This window comes from Salinicola sp. NYA28a, from assembly GCF_976982775.1.
The window spans coordinates 1,837,435-1,858,597 of record NZ_OZ334582.1 but is presented as its reverse complement, the minus strand read 5'-3'; the positions used below and the strand labels follow the sequence as shown (position 1 = coordinate 1,858,597).

The 21,163-nt window shown below is 61.7% G+C and carries 14 protein-coding genes and 4 tRNA genes; 8 read left to right on the top strand and 10 right to left on the bottom strand.

Annotated elements, in window-relative coordinates; genetic code table 11:
• Positions 1 to 204: 204 nt before the first annotated feature.
• The 4 genes from ACWHY3_RS08370 to ACWHY3_RS08355 all read right to left on the bottom strand — a co-directional run bounded on the left by ACWHY3_RS08370 (position 205) and on the right by ACWHY3_RS08355 (position 620).
• Positions 205 to 279, bottom strand: a tRNA-His gene (locus ACWHY3_RS08370).
• 22 nt (positions 280 to 301) lie between these two features.
• Positions 302 to 376, bottom strand: a tRNA-His gene (locus tag ACWHY3_RS08365).
• A 45-nt stretch (positions 377 to 421) separates the two neighbouring features.
• Positions 422 to 498, bottom strand: a tRNA-Arg gene (locus tag ACWHY3_RS08360).
• 45 nt (positions 499 to 543) lie between these two features.
• Positions 544 to 620: transfer RNA gene (locus tag ACWHY3_RS08355), tRNA-Pro, on the bottom strand.
• A 246-nt stretch (positions 621 to 866) separates the two neighbouring features.
• On the opposite strand from ACWHY3_RS08355, the gene folD reads away from it, so the two are divergent.
• Both folD and mtnN read left to right on the top strand, forming a co-directional pair.
• Positions 867 to 1,724, top strand: coding sequence for a bifunctional methylenetetrahydrofolate dehydrogenase/methenyltetrahydrofolate cyclohydrolase FolD (folD, locus tag ACWHY3_RS08350; RefSeq protein ID WP_087718829.1), 858 nt, complete (start codon positions 867 to 869; stop codon positions 1,722 to 1,724).
• Between the two features lie 60 nt (positions 1,725 to 1,784).
• Entirely contained in the window at positions 1,785 to 2,489 is a 705-nt protein-coding gene (mtnN, locus tag ACWHY3_RS08345; RefSeq protein WP_332779776.1) for a 5'-methylthioadenosine/S-adenosylhomocysteine nucleosidase, read from the top strand.
• Positions 2,490 to 2,572: 83 nt separating this feature from the next.
• On the opposite strand, the gene cysS is transcribed toward mtnN, so the two are convergent.
• Entirely contained in the window at positions 2,573 to 3,964 is a 1,392-nt protein-coding gene (gene cysS / locus ACWHY3_RS08340; protein WP_448128150.1) for a cysteine--tRNA ligase, read from the bottom strand.
• A gap of 21 nt (positions 3,965 to 3,985) precedes the next feature.
• Complete coding sequence (locus ACWHY3_RS08335) at positions 3,986 to 5,725, bottom strand: glutamine--tRNA ligase/YqeY domain fusion protein (protein WP_448128004.1); 1,740 nt, start codon at positions 5,723 to 5,725, stop codon at positions 3,986 to 3,988.
• Positions 5,726 to 5,909: 184 nt separating this feature from the next.
• On the opposite strand from ACWHY3_RS08335, the gene ACWHY3_RS08330 reads away from it, so the two are divergent.
• Together ACWHY3_RS08330 and ACWHY3_RS08325 are read left to right on the top strand one after the other, a co-directional pair.
• The gene (locus ACWHY3_RS08330) at positions 5,910 to 6,404 is read left to right on the top strand and encodes a peptidylprolyl isomerase (RefSeq protein ID WP_448128003.1); all 495 of its coding nucleotides are present in this window, start codon (positions 5,910 to 5,912) and stop codon (positions 6,402 to 6,404) included.
• Between the two features lie 46 nt (positions 6,405 to 6,450).
• Positions 6,451 to 7,173 carry a UDP-2,3-diacylglucosamine diphosphatase gene (locus ACWHY3_RS08325; protein WP_087718824.1) on the top strand — a complete coding sequence of 241 codons (723 nt, stop codon included), beginning with the start codon at positions 6,451 to 6,453 and terminating at the stop codon, positions 7,171 to 7,173.
• 177 nt (positions 7,174 to 7,350) lie between these two features.
• Here ACWHY3_RS08325 and ACWHY3_RS08320 read toward each other — a convergent pair whose 3' ends face one another.
• Positions 7,351 to 11,253 carry an AAA family ATPase gene (locus ACWHY3_RS08320; RefSeq protein ID WP_448128002.1) on the bottom strand — a complete coding sequence of 1,301 codons (3,903 nt, stop codon included), beginning with the start codon at positions 11,251 to 11,253 and terminating at the stop codon, positions 7,351 to 7,353.
• A 101-nt stretch (positions 11,254 to 11,354) separates the two neighbouring features.
• Positions 11,355 to 12,002, bottom strand: a complete 648-nt coding sequence (gene miaE, locus ACWHY3_RS08315; protein WP_332779774.1) for a tRNA-(ms[2]io[6]A)-hydroxylase — start codon at positions 12,000 to 12,002, stop codon at positions 11,355 to 11,357.
• A 491-nt stretch (positions 12,003 to 12,493) separates the two neighbouring features.
• Between miaE and acnB the strand changes: the two genes are divergently transcribed.
• The gene (gene acnB / locus ACWHY3_RS08310; protein WP_087718879.1) at positions 12,494 to 15,097 is read left to right on the top strand and encodes a bifunctional aconitate hydratase 2/2-methylisocitrate dehydratase; all 2,604 of its coding nucleotides are present in this window, start codon (positions 12,494 to 12,496) and stop codon (positions 15,095 to 15,097) included.
• Between the two features lie 136 nt (positions 15,098 to 15,233).
• Here the strand turns inward: acnB and ACWHY3_RS08305 are convergent, their stop codons facing one another.
• Complete coding sequence (locus tag ACWHY3_RS08305; RefSeq protein WP_087718821.1) at positions 15,234 to 15,602, bottom strand: nucleoside-diphosphate sugar epimerase/dehydratase; 369 nt, start codon at positions 15,600 to 15,602, stop codon at positions 15,234 to 15,236.
• Between ACWHY3_RS08305 and ACWHY3_RS08300 the strand changes: the two genes are divergently transcribed.
• The 3 genes from ACWHY3_RS08300 (at position 15,601) to ACWHY3_RS08290 (ending at position 18,512) form a co-directional block, all read left to right on the top strand.
• Positions 15,601 to 15,924 (top strand): hypothetical protein, encoded by a 324-nt coding sequence (locus tag ACWHY3_RS08300; RefSeq protein WP_303854906.1) that lies wholly within the window; start codon positions 15,601 to 15,603, stop codon positions 15,922 to 15,924. The genes ACWHY3_RS08305 and ACWHY3_RS08300 overlap by 2 nt on opposite strands.
• On the top strand, positions 15,921 to 16,520 hold the full coding sequence (locus ACWHY3_RS08295; protein WP_303854907.1) for a porin family protein: 600 nt from the start codon (positions 15,921 to 15,923) through the stop codon (positions 16,518 to 16,520). Before ACWHY3_RS08300 ends, ACWHY3_RS08295 begins: the two co-directional genes overlap by 4 nt.
• Before the next feature lie 177 nt (positions 16,521 to 16,697).
• A complete protein-coding gene (locus ACWHY3_RS08290; RefSeq protein ID WP_087718819.1) occupies positions 16,698 to 18,512 on the top strand; it encodes a glycerophosphodiester phosphodiesterase in 1,815 nt (604 codons plus the stop codon).
• Positions 18,513 to 18,619: 107 nt separating this feature from the next.
• On the opposite strand, the gene ppsA is transcribed toward ACWHY3_RS08290, so the two are convergent.
• Positions 18,620 to 20,998, bottom strand: coding sequence for a phosphoenolpyruvate synthase (ppsA, locus tag ACWHY3_RS08285; RefSeq protein ID WP_373419406.1), 2,379 nt, complete (start codon positions 20,996 to 20,998; stop codon positions 18,620 to 18,622).
• Between the last annotated feature and the right edge of the window lie 165 nt (positions 20,999 to 21,163).

Sequence of the window (21,163 nt, the reverse complement as noted above, 5' to 3'; positions counted from 1 at the left end):
TGAATCCCCATGCCTACTGGCAAGCAGACTAGCGCGGTAAATGGTGCCAATGGGGATGAAATACAAGCCCGAGGCCATAAAAATCGACTCAAGACCAACTTTGCAGGCGTATCGAACCCCAAAACCGGAGATAAGACCCAGACGGGAGCGCAATAACAAACTAGAGGTGCTATCAAAAAGAAGGGATGACAATCGAGAAAGAAATGGGGTGGATGATGGGGATCGAACCCACGACCACCGGAGCCACAATCCGGGGCTCTACCACTGAGCTACACCCACCATTTCTTGAAGCTGATCGGCATGGGGTGGATGATGGGGATCGAACCCACGACCACCGGAGCCACAATCCGGGGCTCTACCACTGAGCTACACCCACCATACCAATTCCGCATCGACCGGGGCCACATCAACAAGTGATGAATGGCGCGCCCAGCAGGACTCGAACCTGCAACCTACGGCTTAGAAGGCCGTTGCTCTATCCGGTTGAGCTATAGGCGCATTCCAATACCGGCTGCATTTCCACCGGCACGAGCGGTATCATCATGGTCGGGGTAGAGGGATTTGAACCCCCGACATCCTGCTCCCAAAGCAGGCGCGCTACCAGACTGCGCTATACCCCGTATGATGCCATTCATGCCCGATGACTCTACGAGCCCCTCGATGCGCTGCGTATTCTACGGATCCTTTCTGTCGGGTCAAGCCCTTACGTGCACTTAACCTCGATTGCCTCTCGCAGCACGGCATCAAAAAATGCCGCAGATCTCACTAACGCCCCGTCGCGCGTTGACTGCATCTCTGGGCATGCGAAAATTGCCGACCTTCGTCGGCCTTCCGCCGACCCCTACAGCACTCATAAAGGAAAGTCGATGACCGCTCAGTTGATCGATGGCAAGGCCATTGCCGGCTCAATCCGCAATCGAGTGAAAGTCGACGTGGAGCATCGAACCCAGCGCGGGCTGCGTCGCCCGGGGTTGGCCGTCATACTGATCGGTCATGACCCGGCGTCGGAGGTTTATGTCAGCCACAAGCACCGTGCCTGCGAGAACGCCGGCATTCTCTCCTTCAGCCACCGGCTCGAGACCACCACGACGCAGCAGGACCTGGAAGCGCTGATCGATCGCCTGAACGACGACCCCGCCGTCGACGGCATCCTTCTACAGCTTCCGCTACCCGCGCATCTCGATGCCAACCCCTTGCTCGAGCGCATTCGCCCGGACAAGGATGTCGACGGCTTTCATCCGTACAACCTGGGCCGGTTGGCGCAGCGGTTGCCGTTACTGCGCCCCTGCACGCCCAAGGGCATCATCACGCTGCTCGAACAGAGCGGGATCCCGCTCCGAGGGCTGGACGCCACCATCGTCGGCGCTTCCAATATTGTCGGCCGGCCGATGGCACTGGAGTTGCTGCTCGCCGGCTGCACCACCACGATCTGTCATCGCTTCACCCAGGGGCTCGAAGACAAGGTCCGACAGGCCGATCTCCTGGTGGTCGCTACCGGCAAGCCCGGCCTGATCGATGGCAACTGGGTCAAACCCGGCGCCATTGTCATCGATGTCGGCATCAACCGTCGGGAAGACGGCACTCTGGTGGGCGATGTCGATTTCGACACCGCAGCCGAGCGCGCCAGCTGGATCACCCCGGTGCCCGGCGGTGTCGGACCGATGACGGTCGCCACCTTGCTGCAGAACACCCTGCAAGCGGCCGAACTTCACGATGCGCAATGACGCACCGACGACACTTCAACCTTACGCACTGATCTGACGGACCAACACGACGGATAACGCATGCAGACTATCGGCATCATTGGCGCCATGGAGCAGGAAGTCGCCCTGCTCGCTTCCCAGCTGGACAACGCCCGGATCGAACATCATCCCGGCGGCACTTTTCATGTAGGTGAGCGCCACGGACTTCGGGTCGTGCTACTCCAGTCAGGCATCGGCAAGGTCAATGCCACGGTGGGCGCGACGCAGCTGATGACCCACTACCGGCCGGACGCCGTCATCAACACCGGCTCTGCCGGCGGCTTCGGCACGGCCATGGAAGTCGGCGACGTGGTCATCTCCAGCGAGGTGCGCCATCACGATGTCGACGTCACCGCTTTCGGCTACGAAATGGGCCAGGTTCCCGGCATGCCGGCAGGCTTTGCCCCTGATCCCAAGCTGATCGAGACGGCACGCGCCTGCATCGAAAGCCTCGGGGATCTGCGCGTCCACGAAGGCCTGATCTGTACCGGCGACAGCTTCATGGCAGACCCGGAGAGGGTCGACGCCGTGCGCGCACACTTCCCCCAGATGCTGGCCGTAGAGATGGAAGCGGCCGCCATTGCCCAGACCTGCCACCTGTTCGAGTGTCCGTTCGTGGTCATTCGAGCGCTGTCGGACATCGCCGGCAAGCAGTCCGAACTCTCTTTCGATGCCTTTCTGGAACGAGCGGCAACCCACTCCGCCAAGATGGTCGATGCGATCATCGCCCGCCTGGCCGGGCAATGATCCCGTTTCCCGAATCATGACGACACCCCCAACGACAAACCCCGCCGATTGGCGGGGTTTGTCGTTTCAGGGGCATCACGCCATCACGCCGGGGGCGCCTCGAAACTCCAACGGGTACCTTCGCGGGAGTCCTTGAGCACGATACCCAATGCCGCCAGCTCGTCGCGGATCCGATCGGCTTCGGCGAAATCCCGATTGCTCTTGGCCGCGGCCCGCGCCTCGATGCGCGACTCGATCTCGGCTTCACTCAGTGGCAGATCGGTAGCACCCGCCTTGAGAAACTCGGCCGACTCGCGTTCGAGCAGCCCCAGCACGCCGGCCAATCGCTTGAGCTCCTGCCCCAACGCCCCGGCATGCGCCGGCTCAGCGTCGCGCAGCCGGTTGATCTCACGGGCCATATCGAACAGCACCGATAGCGCTTCCGGCGTATTGAAGTCATCGTTCATCGCCGCCGAAAACCGCTCGGCGTAGATTCCCTCGACATCGCCGTGGGCCAGCTCGACACCATCGAGCGCATGATAGAAACGCTCGAGGGACTTGCGCGCCTCGTTGAGCGACTCCGGCGCGTAATTGATCGGGCTACGATAGTGGCTCGCGACCAGCAGGTAACGGACCACTTCCGGATCATGCACTTCCAATACATCACGGATGGTGAAGAAGTTGCCCAGCGACTTGGACATCTTCTCCTGATTGACGCGCACGGCCCCGGCGTGCATCCACACGTTGACGTAGGGCTTGCCCGTCGCCGCCTCGCTCTGGGCGATCTCGTTCTCGTGATGCGGAAAGGTCAGATCCGGCCCACCGCCATGGATATCGAAGGTCTCGCCCAGGCAGCAGGTCGACATCGCCGAGCACTCGATATGCCAACCGGGCCGCCCTTCGCCCCACGGAGACGACCAGCTCGCCTCGCCTGACTTGGCGGCTTTCCACAGCACGAAGTCGAGCGGATCTTCCTTGTGCGCATCGACATCGACTCGGGCGCCAGCCCGCATGTCGTCGAGATTCCTGTTATTGAGCTTGCCGTAGTCGGCGAAGCGCCGGACCCGATAGTAGACATCACCGTTATCGGCCGCATAGGCATAACCGCCTTCGATCAGGCGCTCGATCATCGCCACGATCTCCGGGATATGGCCGGTCGCGCGCGGCTCCGCATCCGGACGCAGCACACCAAGCCGTGCTTCGTCCTCGTGCATGGCCGCGATCATGCGCTCGGTCAATGCCGATATCGACTCGCCATTCTCCTCCGCGCGCTTGAGGATCTTGTCGTCGATATCGGTGATATTGCGAACGTAGGTCACGTCCAGGCCGGTCTGACGCAGCCAGCGCGTGATCACGTCGAATGCGACCATGACGCGGGCATGCCCCAGGTGACAGTAGTCGTAGACCGTCATGCCACAGACGTACATCCGCAACTTGCCGGGCTCGATCGGCTCCAGTGCCGCCTTGCGTCGCGTCAGCGTGTTGTAGATCTCCAGCGCGCTCATGTTCTCGTTACCTTAGCCCTGCTTCTTCTGAATCTTGGCCCAGCTATCCTTGAGCCCCACGGTGCGGTTGAACACCAGCTTGCCATCGCGACAGGCGTGACGATCGGCACAGAAGTAGCCAACGCGTTCGAACTGGTAGCGCGCTTCGGGTTCCACCTTCGCCAGCGCCGGCTCGGCGATCCCTTCCACGACAATCAGCGACTCCGGGTTCAGGTGCTCGAGGAAATCGGCGTCCTTGTCACGGTCCGGCGCCTCGTCGAGGAACAGGTTGTCGTACAGACGGACTTCCACCGGCACACCATGCTCCGCGCTGACCCAGTGAATGACACCCTTGACCTTGCGCCCCTCCGGATTCTTGCCCAGGGTGTCGAAGTCGACGCTGCAGTGCAGTGCCTCGATCTCGCCGTCTTCACCCTTGACCACCTCGTCGCAGCGGATGACATAGCCGTTGCGTAGACGGACTTCCTTGCCGGGCGCCAGGCGGAAGAATTTCTTCGGCGGCTCCTCCATGAAGTCGTCACGATCGATCCAGATCTCGCGGGTGAATGGCAGCCGGCGCATACCCATGTCCTCGCGCGCCGGATGCCCGGGCACCTCGAAGACCTCGTCGTGATCCGCCGGGACATTGGTCAACACCACCTTCAGCGGGTTGAGAACGCACATGGCCCGCGGCGCGTTGTCCTCGAGATCCGAGCGAATGGCGAAATGCAGCATCGCGATGTCGACCACGTTGGCGGCACGGCTGACACCGGTCATGTCGCAGAACTTGCGCAGCGACGCCGGCGTGTAGCCCCGACGGCGCAGCCCGGAGATCGTCGGCATGCGCGGATCGTCCCAGCCATCGACCACGTTCTGGTCGACCAACAGCTTGAGCTTGCGCTTGGACGTCACCGTATAGTTGACGTTCATCCGCGCGAACTCGGTCTGCCGGGGTCTGGACGGAACCGGCAAGTGATCCAGGAACCATTCGTACAGCGGTCGATGGTCCTCGAACTCCAGCGTGCACAGCGAATGCGTGATGCCCTCGATGGCGTCGGACTGCCCATGGGTAAAGTCGTAGGAGGGATAGATCTTCCACGCATCGCCAGTCTGGTGGTGATGCGCATGACGAATGCGGTAGAGGATCGGATCGCGCAGATTGATGTTCGGCGCGGTCATGTCGATCCTGGCCCGCAGCACCTTCGAGCCTTCGTCGAACTCGCCCAGGCGCATGCGCTCGAGCAGGTCGAGATTTTCCTCGACACTGCGATCGCGGTACGGGCTCGGGCGGCCCGGCTCGGTCAGCGTGCCCCGATATTCGCGGATCTCCTCCGGCGAAAGATCGTCGACGTACGCCTTGCCTTCCCGCACCAGGTGCTGGGCCCAGGCGTACAACTGATCGAAGTAGTCCGAGGCAAAGCGCACCGCCCCGCTCCACTCGTAGCCGAGCCAGCGGATATCCTCCTGGATGGCATCGATATACGCCTGTTCTTCCTTGGCGGGATTAGTGTCGTCGAAGCGCAGATGGCATCGCCCGCCGAACTGCTCCGCCAGGCCGAAGTTGACCCAGATCGACTTGGCATGGCCGATGTGCAGAAACCCGTTCGGCTCCGGCGGGAAGCGAGTCACGATCGTCGTGGCCTGGCCCGATTCGATCTCGTCCCGAATCTGGTTACGCAAGAAATTCGGGGCGCCTTGCTGGGTATCGACAGCGCGCTGGCTTTCGGCGTTGTCCTTGGGGCTTTCGGCGCTCGTGTTGCTTTCGACGCTCATGGAATGCAGGCAACCTCTGTGATTCGAATGATCGGCCGACGTCACGGCCCTGATGGCAGCAGGTTAACACGCGCGTACCGCGGTTTCTCCCGCCGGCCCAAAACCGCTATTATAGCGCGACGCGCGCGGCCGGCGCCAAGCCGGCCGCCACCTATCGACAGCTCAGAATCGCTCAGGATTTCCGATGATCGTCTTGCATACCAATCACGGCACCATCACGCTCGAACTCGACTTCGAAAAAGCCCCGAAGACCGCCGCCAACTTCGAGCAGTACGTCAAGGAAGGTCACTACGACGGTACGTTGTTCCACCGCGTGATCGACGGGTTCATGGTCCAGGGCGGCGGCTTCGATACCGATTTCGAGCAAAAACCGACTCGCGCCACGATCGACAACGAAGCCGACAACGGCCTGACCAACCAGAAGGGCACGGTGGCCATGGCGCGCACTCAGGACCCGCATTCCGCCAGCGCACAGTTCTTCATCAACGTCGGCGACAACGACTTCCTCAATCATCGCGACAAGAGCCTGCAGGGCTGGGGTTACTGCGTGTTCGGCCGCGTGATCGAAGGCATGGATGTCGTCGACAGCATCCGTCAGGTCGCTACCGGGCGTCGTGGCATGCACAGTGACGTTCCCACGGAAGACGTCATCATCGAACGCGCCGAAGTCACCGCCTGACCTTCATCCCGATACTGGCCGACTATCGAAAGGAACGATCTCTCGCATGCAACTGCTGATTGCCGACCTCCATCTTCACCCCTCCCAGCCGGATATCGCCAAGGGGTTCATCGACTACCTTCGGGGTCCGGCCCGACAGGCATCATCGCTGACCATCCTCGGCGATCTGTTCGAAGCCTGGATCGGCGATGACTACCGTGGCGAGTTCGAACAGCAGATCATTGCCGAACTGAAGGCCTGCAGCGATGCCGGCACGCGGCTGGCGTTCATGCACGGTAATCGGGATTTCCTGATCGGGGAGTCGTTCGCGGCTGACAGCGGCTGCGCCCTGCTCGACGACCCGACCGTGGTCGAACTCGCGGGTCAGCGCGTTCTGCTGATGCACGGCGACAACCTTTGCACCCGCGACGAAGCCTATATGGCCTTCCGCCAGCAGGCGCGCAATCCGGCCTGGCAGGCGCAGATCCTGGCGATGCCGGTCGAAGAGCGCTTGGCGCTGGCCAAGCAGTTGCGGCAGCAGTCCGGCGAAGCCAATACCAACAAGGCCGAAGACATCATGGACGTCACTCCCGAAGCCGTCGTCGAGACCATGCAGGCTCACGAGGTTAAGATCATGATTCACGGCCATACCCACCGTCCGGCCGTCCACGATCTCACCGTCGATGGCGAGCCGGCAAGACGCTACGTCATCGGCGACTGGCGTCCCGGCGTGGGCTGGCAGTTGAGAGTCGAAGACGACGCGCTGACACTCGAGTCGTTCGCCATCTGAGCATTTCGGAACCGGCCAGCCAATGCCAACGCCCGGCTCTAAGACTCGAGCCGGGCGTCTGCTTTTCTGCGGCTATACAGGTCATTCCTACGACGACGCCAGTCCCACACCGCACCGATCATCCCTCGTAGCGATGCCTGCAGCGACAGCCGCCCAATGACTACGGCCAAAAAGTGGCTACATCTGATAATCCGGGGTCCGGGAAGCAGCGCTGACGTTGTCCAGGAGCGTCCGCCAGCGAGTCAGAATCGGCGCATCGGACAGCGCCACTTCTCCCAGCCGATAACGCAGCGCTTGCTGCTTTTCCTTGTCGCCGGCATCGACCAGCGAGAGCCACATTTCGAGGCTCTTCAGCTCCACATGGGCGCAGCCCACCTCGACCGCCCAGATTCTCGCCTCTTCGATCAAAGCCGCAACTGTCTGCATGTCATCCCCCATGCGATGCCTGGCGCGAGCCATCTGCAGCGCTATCTGCGGCATCATCAGCGAACGTCTGGTTCGCGCCTGGTCGAGACAAGGTTCGAGATACGCCACAGCGAGCGCTACATCGTTGAGCGCCAGACAGGCGTCGCCGTACCACAGCAAAGGGCGTTGATGAGGCTCTCGGCCGGTCAGTTCGCTCAACTGCGCGACACAGGCCTCGATTCGCTCCAGGCCGCACGCCTCCCCCGCCAGCGACTGACTCCAACCAAGGACGCAGTCGGCCTCCCAATGCCAGCGCTGGAGATCCGGGGTTCGGGTCATTTCGTACGCCCGGCGACCACGCTCCGTGGCCAGGTGGATATGACCCAATTGCCGGTAGAGCGAGGCGGCAAAAATCAGCGCCAGGGCCAGCGATCCCGGATGGCGAATCGACTCGGCCAAGCGAATGGCGGCCTCCATCTGCTGTTCCGCACGCAAGTAGTCACCGCGCAGACAAAGCGCCCAGCTCTGGTAGCAGGCTGCCGCCACCTGCGGATGATCGGAGTATGGCAACCACTCCAGCACCATCGGCTGATTCAACGGGTCGATCTGGTCGAGATGTTCGTAGGCAAGCGATATCTTGCCGCTCCAGTACTCTCCGTGAGCCCGGGCATAGAGCGCCAGGCGCTGGTAACGAGGGTCGTCGATGCGCTGGGCGAGCTCGCGCAGCTGCATGGCCAGCGACTCCGCGTCGCGATTGGCGTGACGTTGGCTGGCGCCGACCCAGAGCCCCCAGGTCACCAGAAACGCCTGGTCATCGGCAGCCTCGTCGTCCAGATCTGCACTCTGCCAGAGCGCCTGAGCCTGAAGGAAACTCTCATGCGCCGCGCGCGATCCGTGCCCCTCCAGGGCATAACACGCCTGTCCCTTGACGGTCAGCAGACTGATCTGACGCTCGGCGCCACCGGCGGGCACCTCGTTCAGGCAGGCCAGGCCGGACTCCGCCAACCTCAGCGCCGTACGGCTGGCACTCACCTTGAGCCCGCTTCGGGCCGCCATCTCGAAGTAACGCGCGGCACGCGCCGGATCGCCACTTCGCCGCAGGTGCTCGGCGAAGTCGCCGGGGTGACGGCTGATCCAGGCGGGATAGCGTGATTCGATCACTTCGACCACCCGCTGGTGCAGGGCGATACGCACGTCCTGCGGGCAGGAAAGATAGGCTGCCTCCTGCAGCAGCGGATGCGTGAACTGGAAATCGTAAGGATAGGTTTCGCAGGGCTCGATGATCTCCAGCCGCCGCATCTGCTCCAGCGCGGCCTTGAGAGTACCGTCATCGACTTCCAGACAGTCGCGCAGCATGCCGGCTTCGAACTGCCGGCCAAAGATGGCTGCCATGTGAGCAACCTGGCGGTCGCCTTGCAACTGATCGATACGGCTGGCCAGCAGCCCCAATAAACCGCTCGGCAGGCTGTCGACATCCAGCCGCCGGCCTTCGCGCCGATCGATTTCCAACCGGCGGCAGATTTCCTGCAGATAGAGCGGAACACCCTCGCAGCGCTGGACCAACTGTTCGCGCAACCGGGGCCCGAGCTTGAGGCGATGGCGACGCGCCAGATACTCCAGCATGTCTTCGGACTGCCGCGCATCCAGGCGTGCCAGTATCACTTGCTGGTCCCAGTTCAACCTGACGGAAGGCACTTCTCGATTCTGGTGCGAGGCCACCAGCAGGAAAGCGGTATGGATCGGCAATCTGGCCTGGAGGTTCTGCAACGCCTTGAGCGAGGGCTCATCCAGCCACTGCAGGTCATCGACGATGATCACTAGCGGACGACGAGATGCCGTCATCTCGAGAATCAACGCCTGGACCAGTTGGGTGACCAGTTCCACTGCCTCGTCGGCGTCTTCGCGCGCCAGGGGTTCGCGACCCAGCACATCGATCAGCAGTCGCCGGCGTTCGTTACCGATCTTCTCCAGTGCAGCAGTGCGATCGATCAGCTTGCCGAGCGCTTCGCTATCCGGCTCCTGTGCCAGATACCATCTGAGCAGCGACTGAATCAGCCCGTACGAGGTCTGGCTGGAAAGCCGAGTCGTGGGCCGCCAGAACACCGCGACATCCTCGTGCTGGAGATATTCACGAAAATGGATCATCAAGGCGGACTTGCCGATGCCGGTATCCCCCAGCACCAGCAGGCTCTGGCGCAACCCCAACGAAACCCGAGCCAGCGCATCCCGCAACTGGCGCAGCTCCGCCTCGCGCCCCATCAGACTGGGTGGCAATGCCTCGCGTCTGGAGGACTCCACGCCAAGCACCAGCCCACGCCGCTGGACACGGCCGTCACTGCTGATCAGGCGCGGCGTCAAACGAGACTGGAGATCGAACGCGGGCGGCAAATGCTGGCTCGCATTGAGCGATATCACCAGCTCGCTGCTCTGCGCTGCCGCCATCATGGCCAACGCCACCTGCGTCACGTCACCGAACGGATCGATCGATTGCCGCTCCGGCAACCAGATCACGCGCCCGCTATCCAGCCCGGCCGTCAGCGTGAACCGCGGGGGTAAATCGTCACCTTCCCACACACTGTCGAGCTCGCGGTTCAAGCCTTGTCGGCAGTGCTCGAACAGCGCCACCAGTTCGGCCAACTGATGCGTCGGCCCATGAGTACCAAAACATGCCAAACCGACCCCGCTGCCCACGGCGGCCTGCCAGAAACCGCCCAGATGTCGGCACTGGGTTTCCAGCCATTGAAACAATCGCCCCTGCGCTTTCAGGCATGCCAGCGCCCGGCCGAGATCATTCCCGGCATCTACCGGCCTGAGAGCAATCGCCATCACTGTAATCTGGCGGTAATCGATGTCTTCCGCGGCATAACCCAAGGCGCCCTGCTGCCCCGCTTGAGAGGCGGGCGACCTCCCCTGACTCAGCCAATCGGCGCCAGCCAGCCCCTGAGTCGGCACTTCCGACCAGAATCGCGCCAACTGCAAGAAGCCGGGCTCCGGCTGTTGTCCCGAAAGCGCAAGATGCTGCAGGAAAGCGTTGAACTGTTCCCGAGCGGCAGCAAACTGTCCATGCTCGGCGAGTTGCCGGACGAGACGTTCATGAAAGGGGCCATAGTCGGGAATACGATGAATCAAGGTACGCAGCAGCGCCTCCGGTAGCGCCGAGGCAGTCTCCAGAACCCGCTCCGCATATTCGATCAGACGCTGGCGCCACTCACCTCGCGTACGCACCAGCCACTGCTGGAAGGCGACACACTGCCCCAGATGAAGCTCCGCCAGCAGATCACCCCGGTAGTAGTCGAGTAACCGTTCCAGGGTCGCTACGCTGGGTGGCTGCTGAAGCAAATCATCCGCCGCGCGGAGATCCCAGATGACGGATGCCGGCAGATCGAAGGCGATCGTCTGCCGAGTGACGGACAGGGACACCTCGGCAAGATCACCGAGGCTGTGACGCAGGCAGTGCAAGGCGTGACGAAGGTTGGTTCGGCCGGACTTGACGCCCTGATCCGGCCACAGCATTTCAGCCAGGGCGGCGCGACTGACCGGTGTCTCCTGCATCAGGAGATAGACCAGCAGCGCCTTCACCTTATCATAGCTGAACTGCGTCAGAGCCCGCTCGCCCTGCTGGTAACCGAAGTGCCCGAAGAGCGAGATTGTTGTTGTGGCTGAACCTGGGTTCATTGCTTTCCATTCATCCGGTGAGAGGTACGGCCGCCCGGTGGTCACGAACGAGACGGCCGTCGGCGTGCCATGGCCCGAGAGTCATGGTTCCAAAGCGGCGATCAGAAGGCACGGGGTTTTGGCACGCCGCTATGAAAGCGAAACATGGCGTCTTCGCCTTCGATCAGGGCCTTTTCGTGAATCGCAAAGCGGGCCACCCGTTCAGCGACGACCTCCTTTCCCGCATAGCGCTCGGCAAGCCCCAGGTAATCCTCGAAATGGCGCCCTTCCGACCGCACCAGCGAGCGATAGAACTTGGCAAGCGTCTCATCAAGGTAGGGAATCAATCTGGCGAAACGTTCACAGGAACGCGCTTCGATGAAGGCCCCGACGATCAGGATATCGATCAGGCGGTGCGGCTCCTCGCGCGCCACGTGCTCGCGCAGCCCCTCCGCATAACGCGAGGCCTGAATGTGGGAATAGTCGACACCCCGCTCCTGCATCAGCCCCACTACCTGCTCGAAGTGCAGAAGCTCCTCGCGGGCGAGCTGAGACATCTTGGTCAAGAGTTCGGGGCGGTCCACGTAGCGAAACATCAGACTCATGGCCGTCGACGCCGCCTTCTTCTCGCACTGTGCGTGGTCGATCAGCAACAACGCGGGGTTCTCCAGCGCTGCCTCTATCCAACGCATCGGAGTTTCACACGGCAGAAAATCGAGCAGCTCGGCAGGCAGCAGGTCGTCGGTAGTGCAATCGGTATAAGCAGTCATTCGTTCAGTCGTCATTGACGTTCGTCGAACACTCGACAGGCGATGCCGAGCACATGGATAAAAGCGGCGCACACGGGTAACGACGATCCGAACCGCGTGTCGGATACGACGCCATTCGCCGAAAAACGGGGCAGAACCGCGGCGACCGGCATCCGTCACCGGATCGTTGTTTGGGCGTGGTAAGAAACGCGCAGGTTCCGGTGCGTTGAATCACAGTGGATTCGATGAAATTTTGCTCTATGGTAGCGCCTGGCCGGTCAGACTTCGACACCCGCCTGCTCGACCATGGTGAAATTGACTTTCTCTGTTACTTTCTCCGCTCTCCCCTGCCCAGCCCGAGCAAAGACGGCTTCTTAACATTGTCGACAGTTTCACGTAGACTTCGCTGCGCCCACCGCAGCCGATCTATTTACCGACCGAAACGTACCCACGTAGCGGTTACGAATACACATCGCTCATGCGGGCTCTAACACTAGATGAGGCTCTCCACCGTGCTTGAAGCTTACCGCCAACATGTCGAGGAGCGCGCCGCCGAAGGCGTGCCGCCGAAGCCGTTGAACGCCGAAATGACTGCCCAGTTGATCGAGCTGCTGAAACAGCCGCCAGCTGGCGAAGAGGCATTTCTCCTCGAACTGATCACCGATCGCGTACCACCGGGCGTCGACGAAGCCGCTTACGTCAAGGCAGGCTTTCTCACCGCTATCGCCAAGGGTGAAGCGACCTCACCACTGATCGACAAGATTCATGCGGTCAAGCTTCTCGGCACCATGCAGGGTGGATACAACATTGCCACGCTGGTCGAACTGCTCGACGATAGCGAGCTCGCTCAGGAAGCCGGCGAGCAGCTTAAGCACACACTGCTGATGTTCGACGCCTTTCACGATGTCGCCGAACGCGCCAAGAACGGCAACGCCATTGCTCAAGGCGTGCTCGAATCCTGGGCCGAAGCCGAGTGGTTTCTTGCCAAACCGGCTCTGCCCGAGAAAATCAGCATCGCCGTGTTCAAGGTGCCGGGCGAGACCAACACCGATGATCTCTCCCCTGCCCCGGATGCCTGGTCACGCCCGGACATTCCACTGCATGCCAACGCCATGCTCAAGAACCCGCGCGAGGGCATCGAGCCGGAAGTCGCCGGTACCAAGGGCCCGATGTCGCAGATCGAAGCGGTCAAGGCCAAAGGCTTCCCGGTCGCCTATGTCGGTGACGTGGTCGGCACCGGCTCCTCGCGCAAGTCCGCCACCAACTCGGTGCTGTGGTTCTTCGGCGACGACATTCCCCACGTGCCCAACAAGCGCGCCGGCGGTTTCTGCTTCGGCGGCAAGATCGCTCCCATCTTCTTCAACACTATGGAAGATGCCGGCGCCCTGCCGATCGAAATGGACGTCGACAAGCTCGAGATGGGCGACGTCATCGACGTCTATCCCTACGAAGGCAAGGTGACCCGGCACGACAGCGACGAAGTCGTCTCCACCTTCCAGCTCAAGACCCAGGTCATCCTCGACGAAGTCCGTGCCGGCGGCCGTATCCCGCTGATCATCGGTCGCGGTCTGACCGAGAAGGCCCGCAACGAGCTCGGGCTGCCGGACTCCGACATCTTCCGCAAGCCGGAGCAGCCGGTCGACACCGGCAAGGGTTTCACCCTGGCGCAGAAGATGGTCGGCAAGGCCTGCGGCATGGATGGCGTTCGCCCGGGCATGTACTGCGAACCGAAGATGACCACCGTCGGTTCTCAGGACACCACCGGCCCGATGACGCGGGACGAGCTGAAGGATCTGGCCTGCCTCGGCTTCCAGGCCGATCTGGTCATGCAGTCCTTCTGTCACACGGCGGCCTACCCGAAGCCGGTAGACGTCGAGACGCATCACACCCTGCCCGACTTCATCATGAACCGTGGCGGCGTCTCGCTGCGTCCTGGCGACGGCATCATCCACTCCTGGCTCAACCGTATGTTGCTGCCCGATACCGTCGGCACCGGCGGCGACTCGCACACCCGCTTCCCGATGGGCATCTCCTTCCCGGCGGGCTCGGGCCTAGTGGCCTTTGCCGCCGCCACCGGCGTGATGCCGCTGGATATGCCGGAATCGGTGCTGGTGCGCTTCAAGGGCGAGCGCCAGCCGGGCATCACCCTGCGCGACCTGGTCCATGCGATTCCCTACTACGCTATCCAGCAGGGCCATCTGACCGTCGCCAAATCCGGTAAGAAGAACATCTTCTCCGGCCGCATTCTGGAAATCGAAGGTCTGGAAGATCTCACCGCCGAGCAGGCCTTCGAGCTTTCCGATGCTTCCGCGGAGCGCAGCGCAGCGGGCTGTACCATCACGCTGGGTGAAGAGAGTGTGACCGAGTACCTGAACTCCAACGTCACGCTGCTGAAGTGGATGATCAGCGCAGGCTACGGCGATCGCCGCACGCTGGAGCGTCGCATCGAGGCGATGGAGGCCTGGTTGGCCGATCCGAGCCTGATGCGTGCCGATGCCGACGCCGAATACGCCGCGGTCATCGAGATCGACCTGGCCGAGATCGACCAGCCGGTGCTGTGCGCACCCAACGATCCGGACGACGCCCGCCTGCTCTCCGAAGTGGCCGGCACCCAGATCGACGAAGTGTTCATCGGTTCGTGCATGACCAACATCGGTCACTTCCGTGCCGCTGGCAAACTGCTCGAGAAGCAGCCCGCCGGTAGCCTGAAGACGCGTCTGTGGCTTGCGCCGCCGACCAAGATGGACCAACATCAGCTGACCGAGGAAGGTTACTACGGTATTTACGGCAAGGCGGGCGCGCGCATGGAAATGCCGGGCTGCTCGCTGTGCATGGGTAACCAGGCACGCGTGGCGCCGAAATCCACCGTCGTATCCACCTCTACCCGTAACTTCCCCAACCGTCTGGGCGACGGCGCCGATGTCTACCTGGCATCGGCAGAGCTCGCGGCAATCGCTGCCGTCGAAGGTCGCCTGCCAACGGTCGAGGAGTACAAAGCTACCATGGGCGAGTTCAATGCCATGGCGGGAGAAATCTACCGCTACTTGAACTTCCATGAGATAGAGGATTTCCAGAAAGCGGCCGCTACTGTCATTCCGGTCGCCCAGGAAGCCTGACACGTCTCTTCCGATGCTCGCAGCTTCAAGAAGAGGTCACCGAAACGCCCCGCCATGCGGGGCGTTTTTTTTGTCTCTTCATTTCGCCGGATGCCCGGTTTCACCTTACTGGTGGCGAACGGGCATCGTGACAAGACTAACGCTGCCGCTCCCTCGCACCGAGTTCCTCCAATAGCGACTCGCCGACACGCCATTGCGGCTGCCAATGCGCATCGTCGGCCGTGGCACGCTTTATTTCCAGTCGGTCGTCTTCCGTGGCAATGACCAGGTAGTCGATGGATAGGCGACGGTAGAGAGACGGCACTTCGCTGGGATAGCGAAGCGGCACGTCGTCGAGACGAATACCGTGCTGCCAGGGTTCGGTGGTGACTAACGCAAGGACATCGCAGTGGGAACGAAGTCGTTGCAACAGCCCATAGTGCGCGCTATCACTGCCACAGATGACGATGCGCTTTCTGTTATCGGTCCGGAAGGCTGGCAACCATTGTTTGATAGCAGAGAACATGGCATTCGACCTGATGGGAAAATGGAGACAAGTGACTGTCGGTCATGGGAAAGCTTCTGGCAAGCACAAGCAAGGCGTGATGGTTATCCCGTTTTCCAGCGGCTGCCATGTCGATTTCGACGTCTGCTCGGCCATTCCGGTCTACATGAGGCCATGTACGGGTATGCGTATCATCGCTGTTCTGCCAATATTTGCCACGGTCTGCCCAAATCGTGATTTCCATACTCTCTCACGATTGGCTGAGCAGACCATTCATGCTGAAGGCTTGATACCTCTCTACACACACGGACCGCGACAGTTTCTACAAGGAGTCACAACGTGAAATTCAAGGCTTTGCTCGCCCTCCCCCTGGCTTCCGTAACGTTGGTTGCCCTGGCTTCGACAGCGCAGGCAGCCAATGCCGACGGCCTCTATCTCGGCGTAGGGACCGGTTTCAGCTCGCTGAAGAACGATGACAGCGATGTCGGCGACTTCATCGAATCCGGCAGCGACGATTTCGATGTCGATGACGACGACAACGTCTACAAGGCGTTCGTCGGCTACGAATACAACCGCTACTTCGCTACCGAAGCCTTCTACGCCGATCTCGGCAAGGTCAGGTTAAAGGGTAATGATGTGTCGAATACGGATCTCGAGAGCAAGGCCTATGGCCTCAGCCTGGTCGGGAAATTACCGATTACCGATTGGTTCGAGCTTTTCGCCAAGGCGGGCATGGCGAAGTGGGAAACCGATGTTGACGGTCATCTTGGCAACGCCTCAGTCGATCTCGACGACAACGACGGCATCGATCCCGTTTACGGCGCCGGCGCCCAGCTCAACTTCCATCCGCTGCTGTTGCGTGCGGAGTACGAACGCTACGACTTCGACAGCGATTACGAAATGGATTCGTTTACCGCCTCGGTAGGCTGGCAATTCTAGGCAGTGCTTGTCCCGGAACCGTTTCAAGCCGTCCGGCAAGGGCGGCTTTTTCGTTCGATGCCAGACACGCCTGGACTTGCGCGGATGACGGTTTGACGACAACACTGACAATCCATTCATCCTTGCCGTTACTCCGCCGCACCCACTCGATTCAGGAAGGAACGCCGCCTCCAAGCCATGCTAGCCCCTCGATCACTGATTCAGGACATCGCCCGACAGATTCGCGTCCATCTGCGCTCGCTGGTCGCCTTTCATCTCTTCTTCACGCTGCTGGCATCGGCCGTCTGGGTGCCGTTGTCGGCCAACACCCTCTCCGGCCTGCTTCACCGCATCGGTCGCCCGGTGCTCAGCAACGGTCAGATCTTGGACGTTGCGCTTTCGCCCTGGGGGTTGATATGGCTGCTCACGGCAACGGGGCTCAGCTTCCTGGTGATCTTCCTTCAACAGGCCGGGATGATGCTCGTCGTCTCGAACCCGGCCGGCAACCGCTATCGGGCGGCCATGGGCTCGCTATGGCACGTGTTGCGCCGATTCCCGGCGCTGGTGGCGCTCACCTTTCTTCAGGTAGGCAGCCATCTGCTTCTGGCCGCGCCGTTTGCCGTAGGGCTGGCCCACCTCTATGACGTCATGCTCGGTGATATCGAACCCTACATCCTGATTCATCTCAAGCCGCCGGTCCTGTGGGAGTTCCTGGCCGTCGCCACGCCCATCTTTCTGATCCTCGTCCTGCTGAGCGCCGCCCTCTATTTTCGCTGGTTCCTGGCACTGCCGGCGATGATGCTCGACAACCTGAAACCCGTTGCCGCGCTGAAGCGCAGCCGCGAACTGACCCAGGGGCGACGTCTCCCCATGGCACTGCTGGTGGTCGGCATCGCACTGCTCGTGGCAGCCATACCGATCGTTTTCTCCTTGAGCTTCAATGCTCTGGGCGGCGTACTGCTCGGCCATCTACCGGAACGCAACAGCGTGCTGGTGCCCGCCATGCTGACCTATCTGGCGCTGTATATCGTCGCCACCATCGCGCTCACGTTCCTGGGTATCGCGGCCAACAGCCTGCTGGTGATCACGCTCTATCATCGCGCCGTGGGTCGAGCCACCGTGTTCCGCCCTGCCGCGACGCCTCAACGTTCCGGCGTCATCGCCTGGGGCGCGGAGATCCTGCTGCTGATCTTCGCGCTCGGCCAGGCGGGCTGGATACTGCACGGCTTCGAGATAAACGATCATGTCACCATTACCGCCCATCGCGGCAGTTCGCTGGTAGCGCCGGAAAATACGCTGGCATCGATGAACCAGGCCATTGCCGACGGTGCCGACTACCTGGAGCTGGACGTGCGTCTGAGCGGTGACGGCCGGATCGTCGTGTCCCACGACAACGATCTGAGCCGACTGACCGGCGTCGACCGCCGGATCAGCGACATGACACTGGCGGAGATCGAACAGGTCGACGTCGGCTCCTACTTCGGCGATGCCTTCGTCGGCGAACGTATCCCGACCTTTCAGCAGATTCTCGACAACGCACGGGGCCGTATCGGGCTCTACGTCGAGCTCAAGCCCGCGCCCGGCACGGCCGAGGAACTGACCCGCAAGGTGATCGCGCAGTTGAACGCTGCCGACATGGCGGACCGGGCCGTCCTCGCCTCGCTGTCGCCGGAGGTCATCGAACGGGTCAAGACGATCGACGACGACATCCGCACCACGCTCTTTCTGCAATTCGTGCTGCCCGGCGCGCTCAATACCACCGATGCCGATATCATCGGATTGCGCCACACTCAGGCCACACCGAGCTTGCTGAGAACCATCCACGACACGGGCCGTGAAGTCGCGGTATGGACCGTTAACGGGATTGGCGACATGTCGCGCTATATCGACATGGGCGTCGACAACATTATTACCGATCGACCCGACGCGTTGACCGGCATTCTGGAAGAGCGCCGCGAGATGTCCGACGGCGAACTGCTGCTGGTGAAGTTGCGCAACTGGATTCGCACCTGAGGCAACGCAGCTCGCGGCACAGATGCCAACGGCCCCGGACAATATCTCTGCGCAGAAAAAAGCCGGCGCGAGAGTATCGCACCGGCTCGGTGGTTCTGTCGTCGGGCTCAGCCCAGCGTTTCGCCCGCCAGCATGAACCAGGTCTCCAGCACTGCATCCGGGTTCAGCGACACGGAATCGATCCCCTGCTCCATCAGCCACTTGGCCAGTTCCGGGTGATCCGACGGGCCCTGGCCGCAGATCCCCACGTACTTGCCCTGTGCCTTGCAGGCCTGGATCGCCATCGACAGCAGCTTCTTGACCGCAGGGTCACGCTCGTCGAAAAGGTGCGCGATGATGGCGGAATCGCGATCCAGCCCCAGCGTCAACTGCGTCAGGTCGTTGGAGCCGATGGAGAATCCATCGAAGTGCTCGAGAAACTCGTCTGCCAGCAGCGCGTTCGAGGGCAACTCGCACATCATGATGACCTTGAGAGCGTTCTCTCCACGCTTGAGACCATTGGCTTCGAGCAGATCGACGACGGCCTTGCCTTCGGCGGGCGTACGCACGAACGGCACCATGATCTCGACGTTGTTCAGCCCCATCTCGTCGCGAACGCGCTTCAAGGCTCGGCACTCCAGCTCGAAACAGGCGCGGAAATCGTCGGAGATGTAGCGCGAGGCGCCACGGAAGCCGAGCATCGGGTTCTCTTCGCCCGGCTCGTAGAGCTTGCCGCCGATCAGGTTCTCGTATTCGTTGGACTTGAAGTCCGACAGCCGCACGATCACGCGCTTGGGATAGAACGCCGCCGCTAGGGTAGAGATCCCTTCGACGAGCCGGTCGACATAGAAGCTGACCGGATCGGCATAGCCTGCCGTGCGGAGATCGATGGTCTGCTTCAGGTCAGGCGAGAGCGTGTCGTAGTCCATCAACGCGCGCGGATGCACCCCGATCATGCGATTGATGATGAACTCCAGCCGCGCCAGCCCGATACCTTCGTTGGGCAGTCCCGCAAAGGCGAAAGCCCGGTCCGGATTGCCGACATTCATCATGATCTTGAACGGAATTTCCGGCATGGCGTCGACGCTGGTGGTCTGGCAGTCGAAGTCGAGCTTGCCCTGGTAGACATGGCCGGTATCGCCCTCGGCGCAGGAAACCGTCACCTCGACATCGTCTTCCAGCAGTTCGGTGGCATCACCGCAGCCGACTACCGCCGGGATGCCCAGTTCGCGGGCGATGATCGCCGCGTGACAGGTTCGACCACCGCGATTGGTGACGATGGCGGAGGCCCGCTTCATGATCGGCTCCCAGTCGGGATCGGTCATGTCGGTCACCAGCACGTCGCCGGGCTGCACCTTATGCATGTCTTCCGGCGATTCCACCAGTTTGACCTTGCCCTGGCCGATGCGCTGACCGATGGCGCGACCGTCGACCAGCACGCGGCTCTTGCTCTTGAGCGTGAACCGCTCCAGCGTGCCACCTTCGAGATTCGACACCACGGTTTCCGGTCGGGCCTGGACGATATAGAGCTTGCCGTCGTCGCCGTCACGCGCCCATTCGATATCCATCGGCCGGCCGTAGTGCTGTTCGATGGTCACGGCCTGGCGCGCCAGCTCCATCACGTCTTCGTCACTCAGGCAGAACCGCTGGCGGTCCGCATGGGCGACATCGACGGTCTTGACCGACCGGCCCGCCGCGGCGTCATCGGTGTAGACCATCTTGATCCGCTTGGAACCCAGCGTACGGCGCAGCACGGCAGGCCTGCCGGCCGCCAGTGTCGGCTTGTGCACGTAGAACTCGTCAGGGTTGACCGCACCCTGCACGACCGTCTCGCCCAGGCCCCAGGCACCGGTGACGAAAACCGCATCCCGATAGCCGGATTCGGTGTCGAGGGTAAACATCACGCCGGACGCTGCCGTCTCGGAGCGCACCATCTTCTGCACGCCGGCGGAAAGCGCCACGTTCTCGTGGGCGTAGCCGCGGTGCACACGATAGGAGATGGCGCGGTCGTTGAACAGCGAGGCAAAGACCTCGTGGACCGCCCGCTTGACGTTGTCGAAGCCGTCGATGTTGAGAAAGGTTTCCTGCTGTCCGGCGAACGAGGCGTCGGGCAGATCCTCTGCCGTCGCCGATGAGCGTACCGCCACCTTGAGATTGGGATGCTTCGCCTGCAGCGTCTGATAGGCATCGGCCAGCGCGCTTTCGAAGGCGGGCGGCAACGGCGTGTCGATCACCCACTGCCGGACTTTCTCACCCACTTTGGCCAGCATTTCGGTGTCGTCGACGTCGAGCCTGGCGAGCTCTGCGTTGATTCGATCGTTCAAGCCGTCATGGGCCAGAAACTCGCGATAGGCATGCGCCGTGGTCGCGAACCCGCCCGGCACGGTGACGCCAGCGTCCGCCAGGTTGGAGATCATCTCTCCCAGCGACGCATTCTTGCCACCGACGCGCTCGACGTCGGACATTCCCAATTGCTCGAAAGTGATGATGAACGGTTCCAAAGTCATCTCCTGGTAGTCTCGTCCGGCCATGGTCCACGGACCCTCTTCAACGGTATATGGCGCGTTCCGCTGCACCTCGATGGGCCAGAAGCTAACAGGCGATTTTCGGCTTAGCCAGAAGTTTAAGGGCGTAGAGTTTGGAGTATTTCTACAAGAATCCCGAGGTTTTCA

Coding starts and splice junctions, on each gene's coding strand:
- folD (WP_087718829.1), top strand. CDS start 867: ATGACCGCTCAGTTGATCGATGGCAAGGCCATTGCCGGCTCAATCCGC.
- mtnN (WP_332779776.1), top strand. CDS start 1,785: ATGCAGACTATCGGCATCATTGGCGCCATGGAGCAGGAAGTCGCCCTG.
- ACWHY3_RS08335 (WP_448128004.1), bottom strand. CDS start 5,725: ATGAGCGTCGAAAGCAACACGAGCGCCGAAAGCCCCAAGGACAACGCC.
- ACWHY3_RS08330 (WP_448128003.1), top strand. CDS start 5,910: ATGATCGTCTTGCATACCAATCACGGCACCATCACGCTCGAACTCGAC.
- ACWHY3_RS08325 (WP_087718824.1), top strand. CDS start 6,451: ATGCAACTGCTGATTGCCGACCTCCATCTTCACCCCTCCCAGCCGGAT.
- ACWHY3_RS08320 (WP_448128002.1), bottom strand. CDS start 11,253: ATGAACCCAGGTTCAGCCACAACAACAATCTCGCTCTTCGGGCACTTC.
- miaE (WP_332779774.1), bottom strand. CDS start 12,002: ATGACTGCTTATACCGATTGCACTACCGACGACCTGCTGCCTGCCGAG.
- ACWHY3_RS08300 (WP_303854906.1), top strand. CDS start 15,601: ATGGCATTCGACCTGATGGGAAAATGGAGACAAGTGACTGTCGGTCAT.
- ACWHY3_RS08305 (WP_087718821.1), bottom strand. CDS start 15,602: ATGTTCTCTGCTATCAAACAATGGTTGCCAGCCTTCCGGACCGATAAC.
- ACWHY3_RS08290 (WP_087718819.1), top strand. CDS start 16,698: ATGCTAGCCCCTCGATCACTGATTCAGGACATCGCCCGACAGATTCGC.
- ppsA (WP_373419406.1), bottom strand. CDS start 20,998: ATGACTTTGGAACCGTTCATCATCACTTTCGAGCAATTGGGAATGTCC.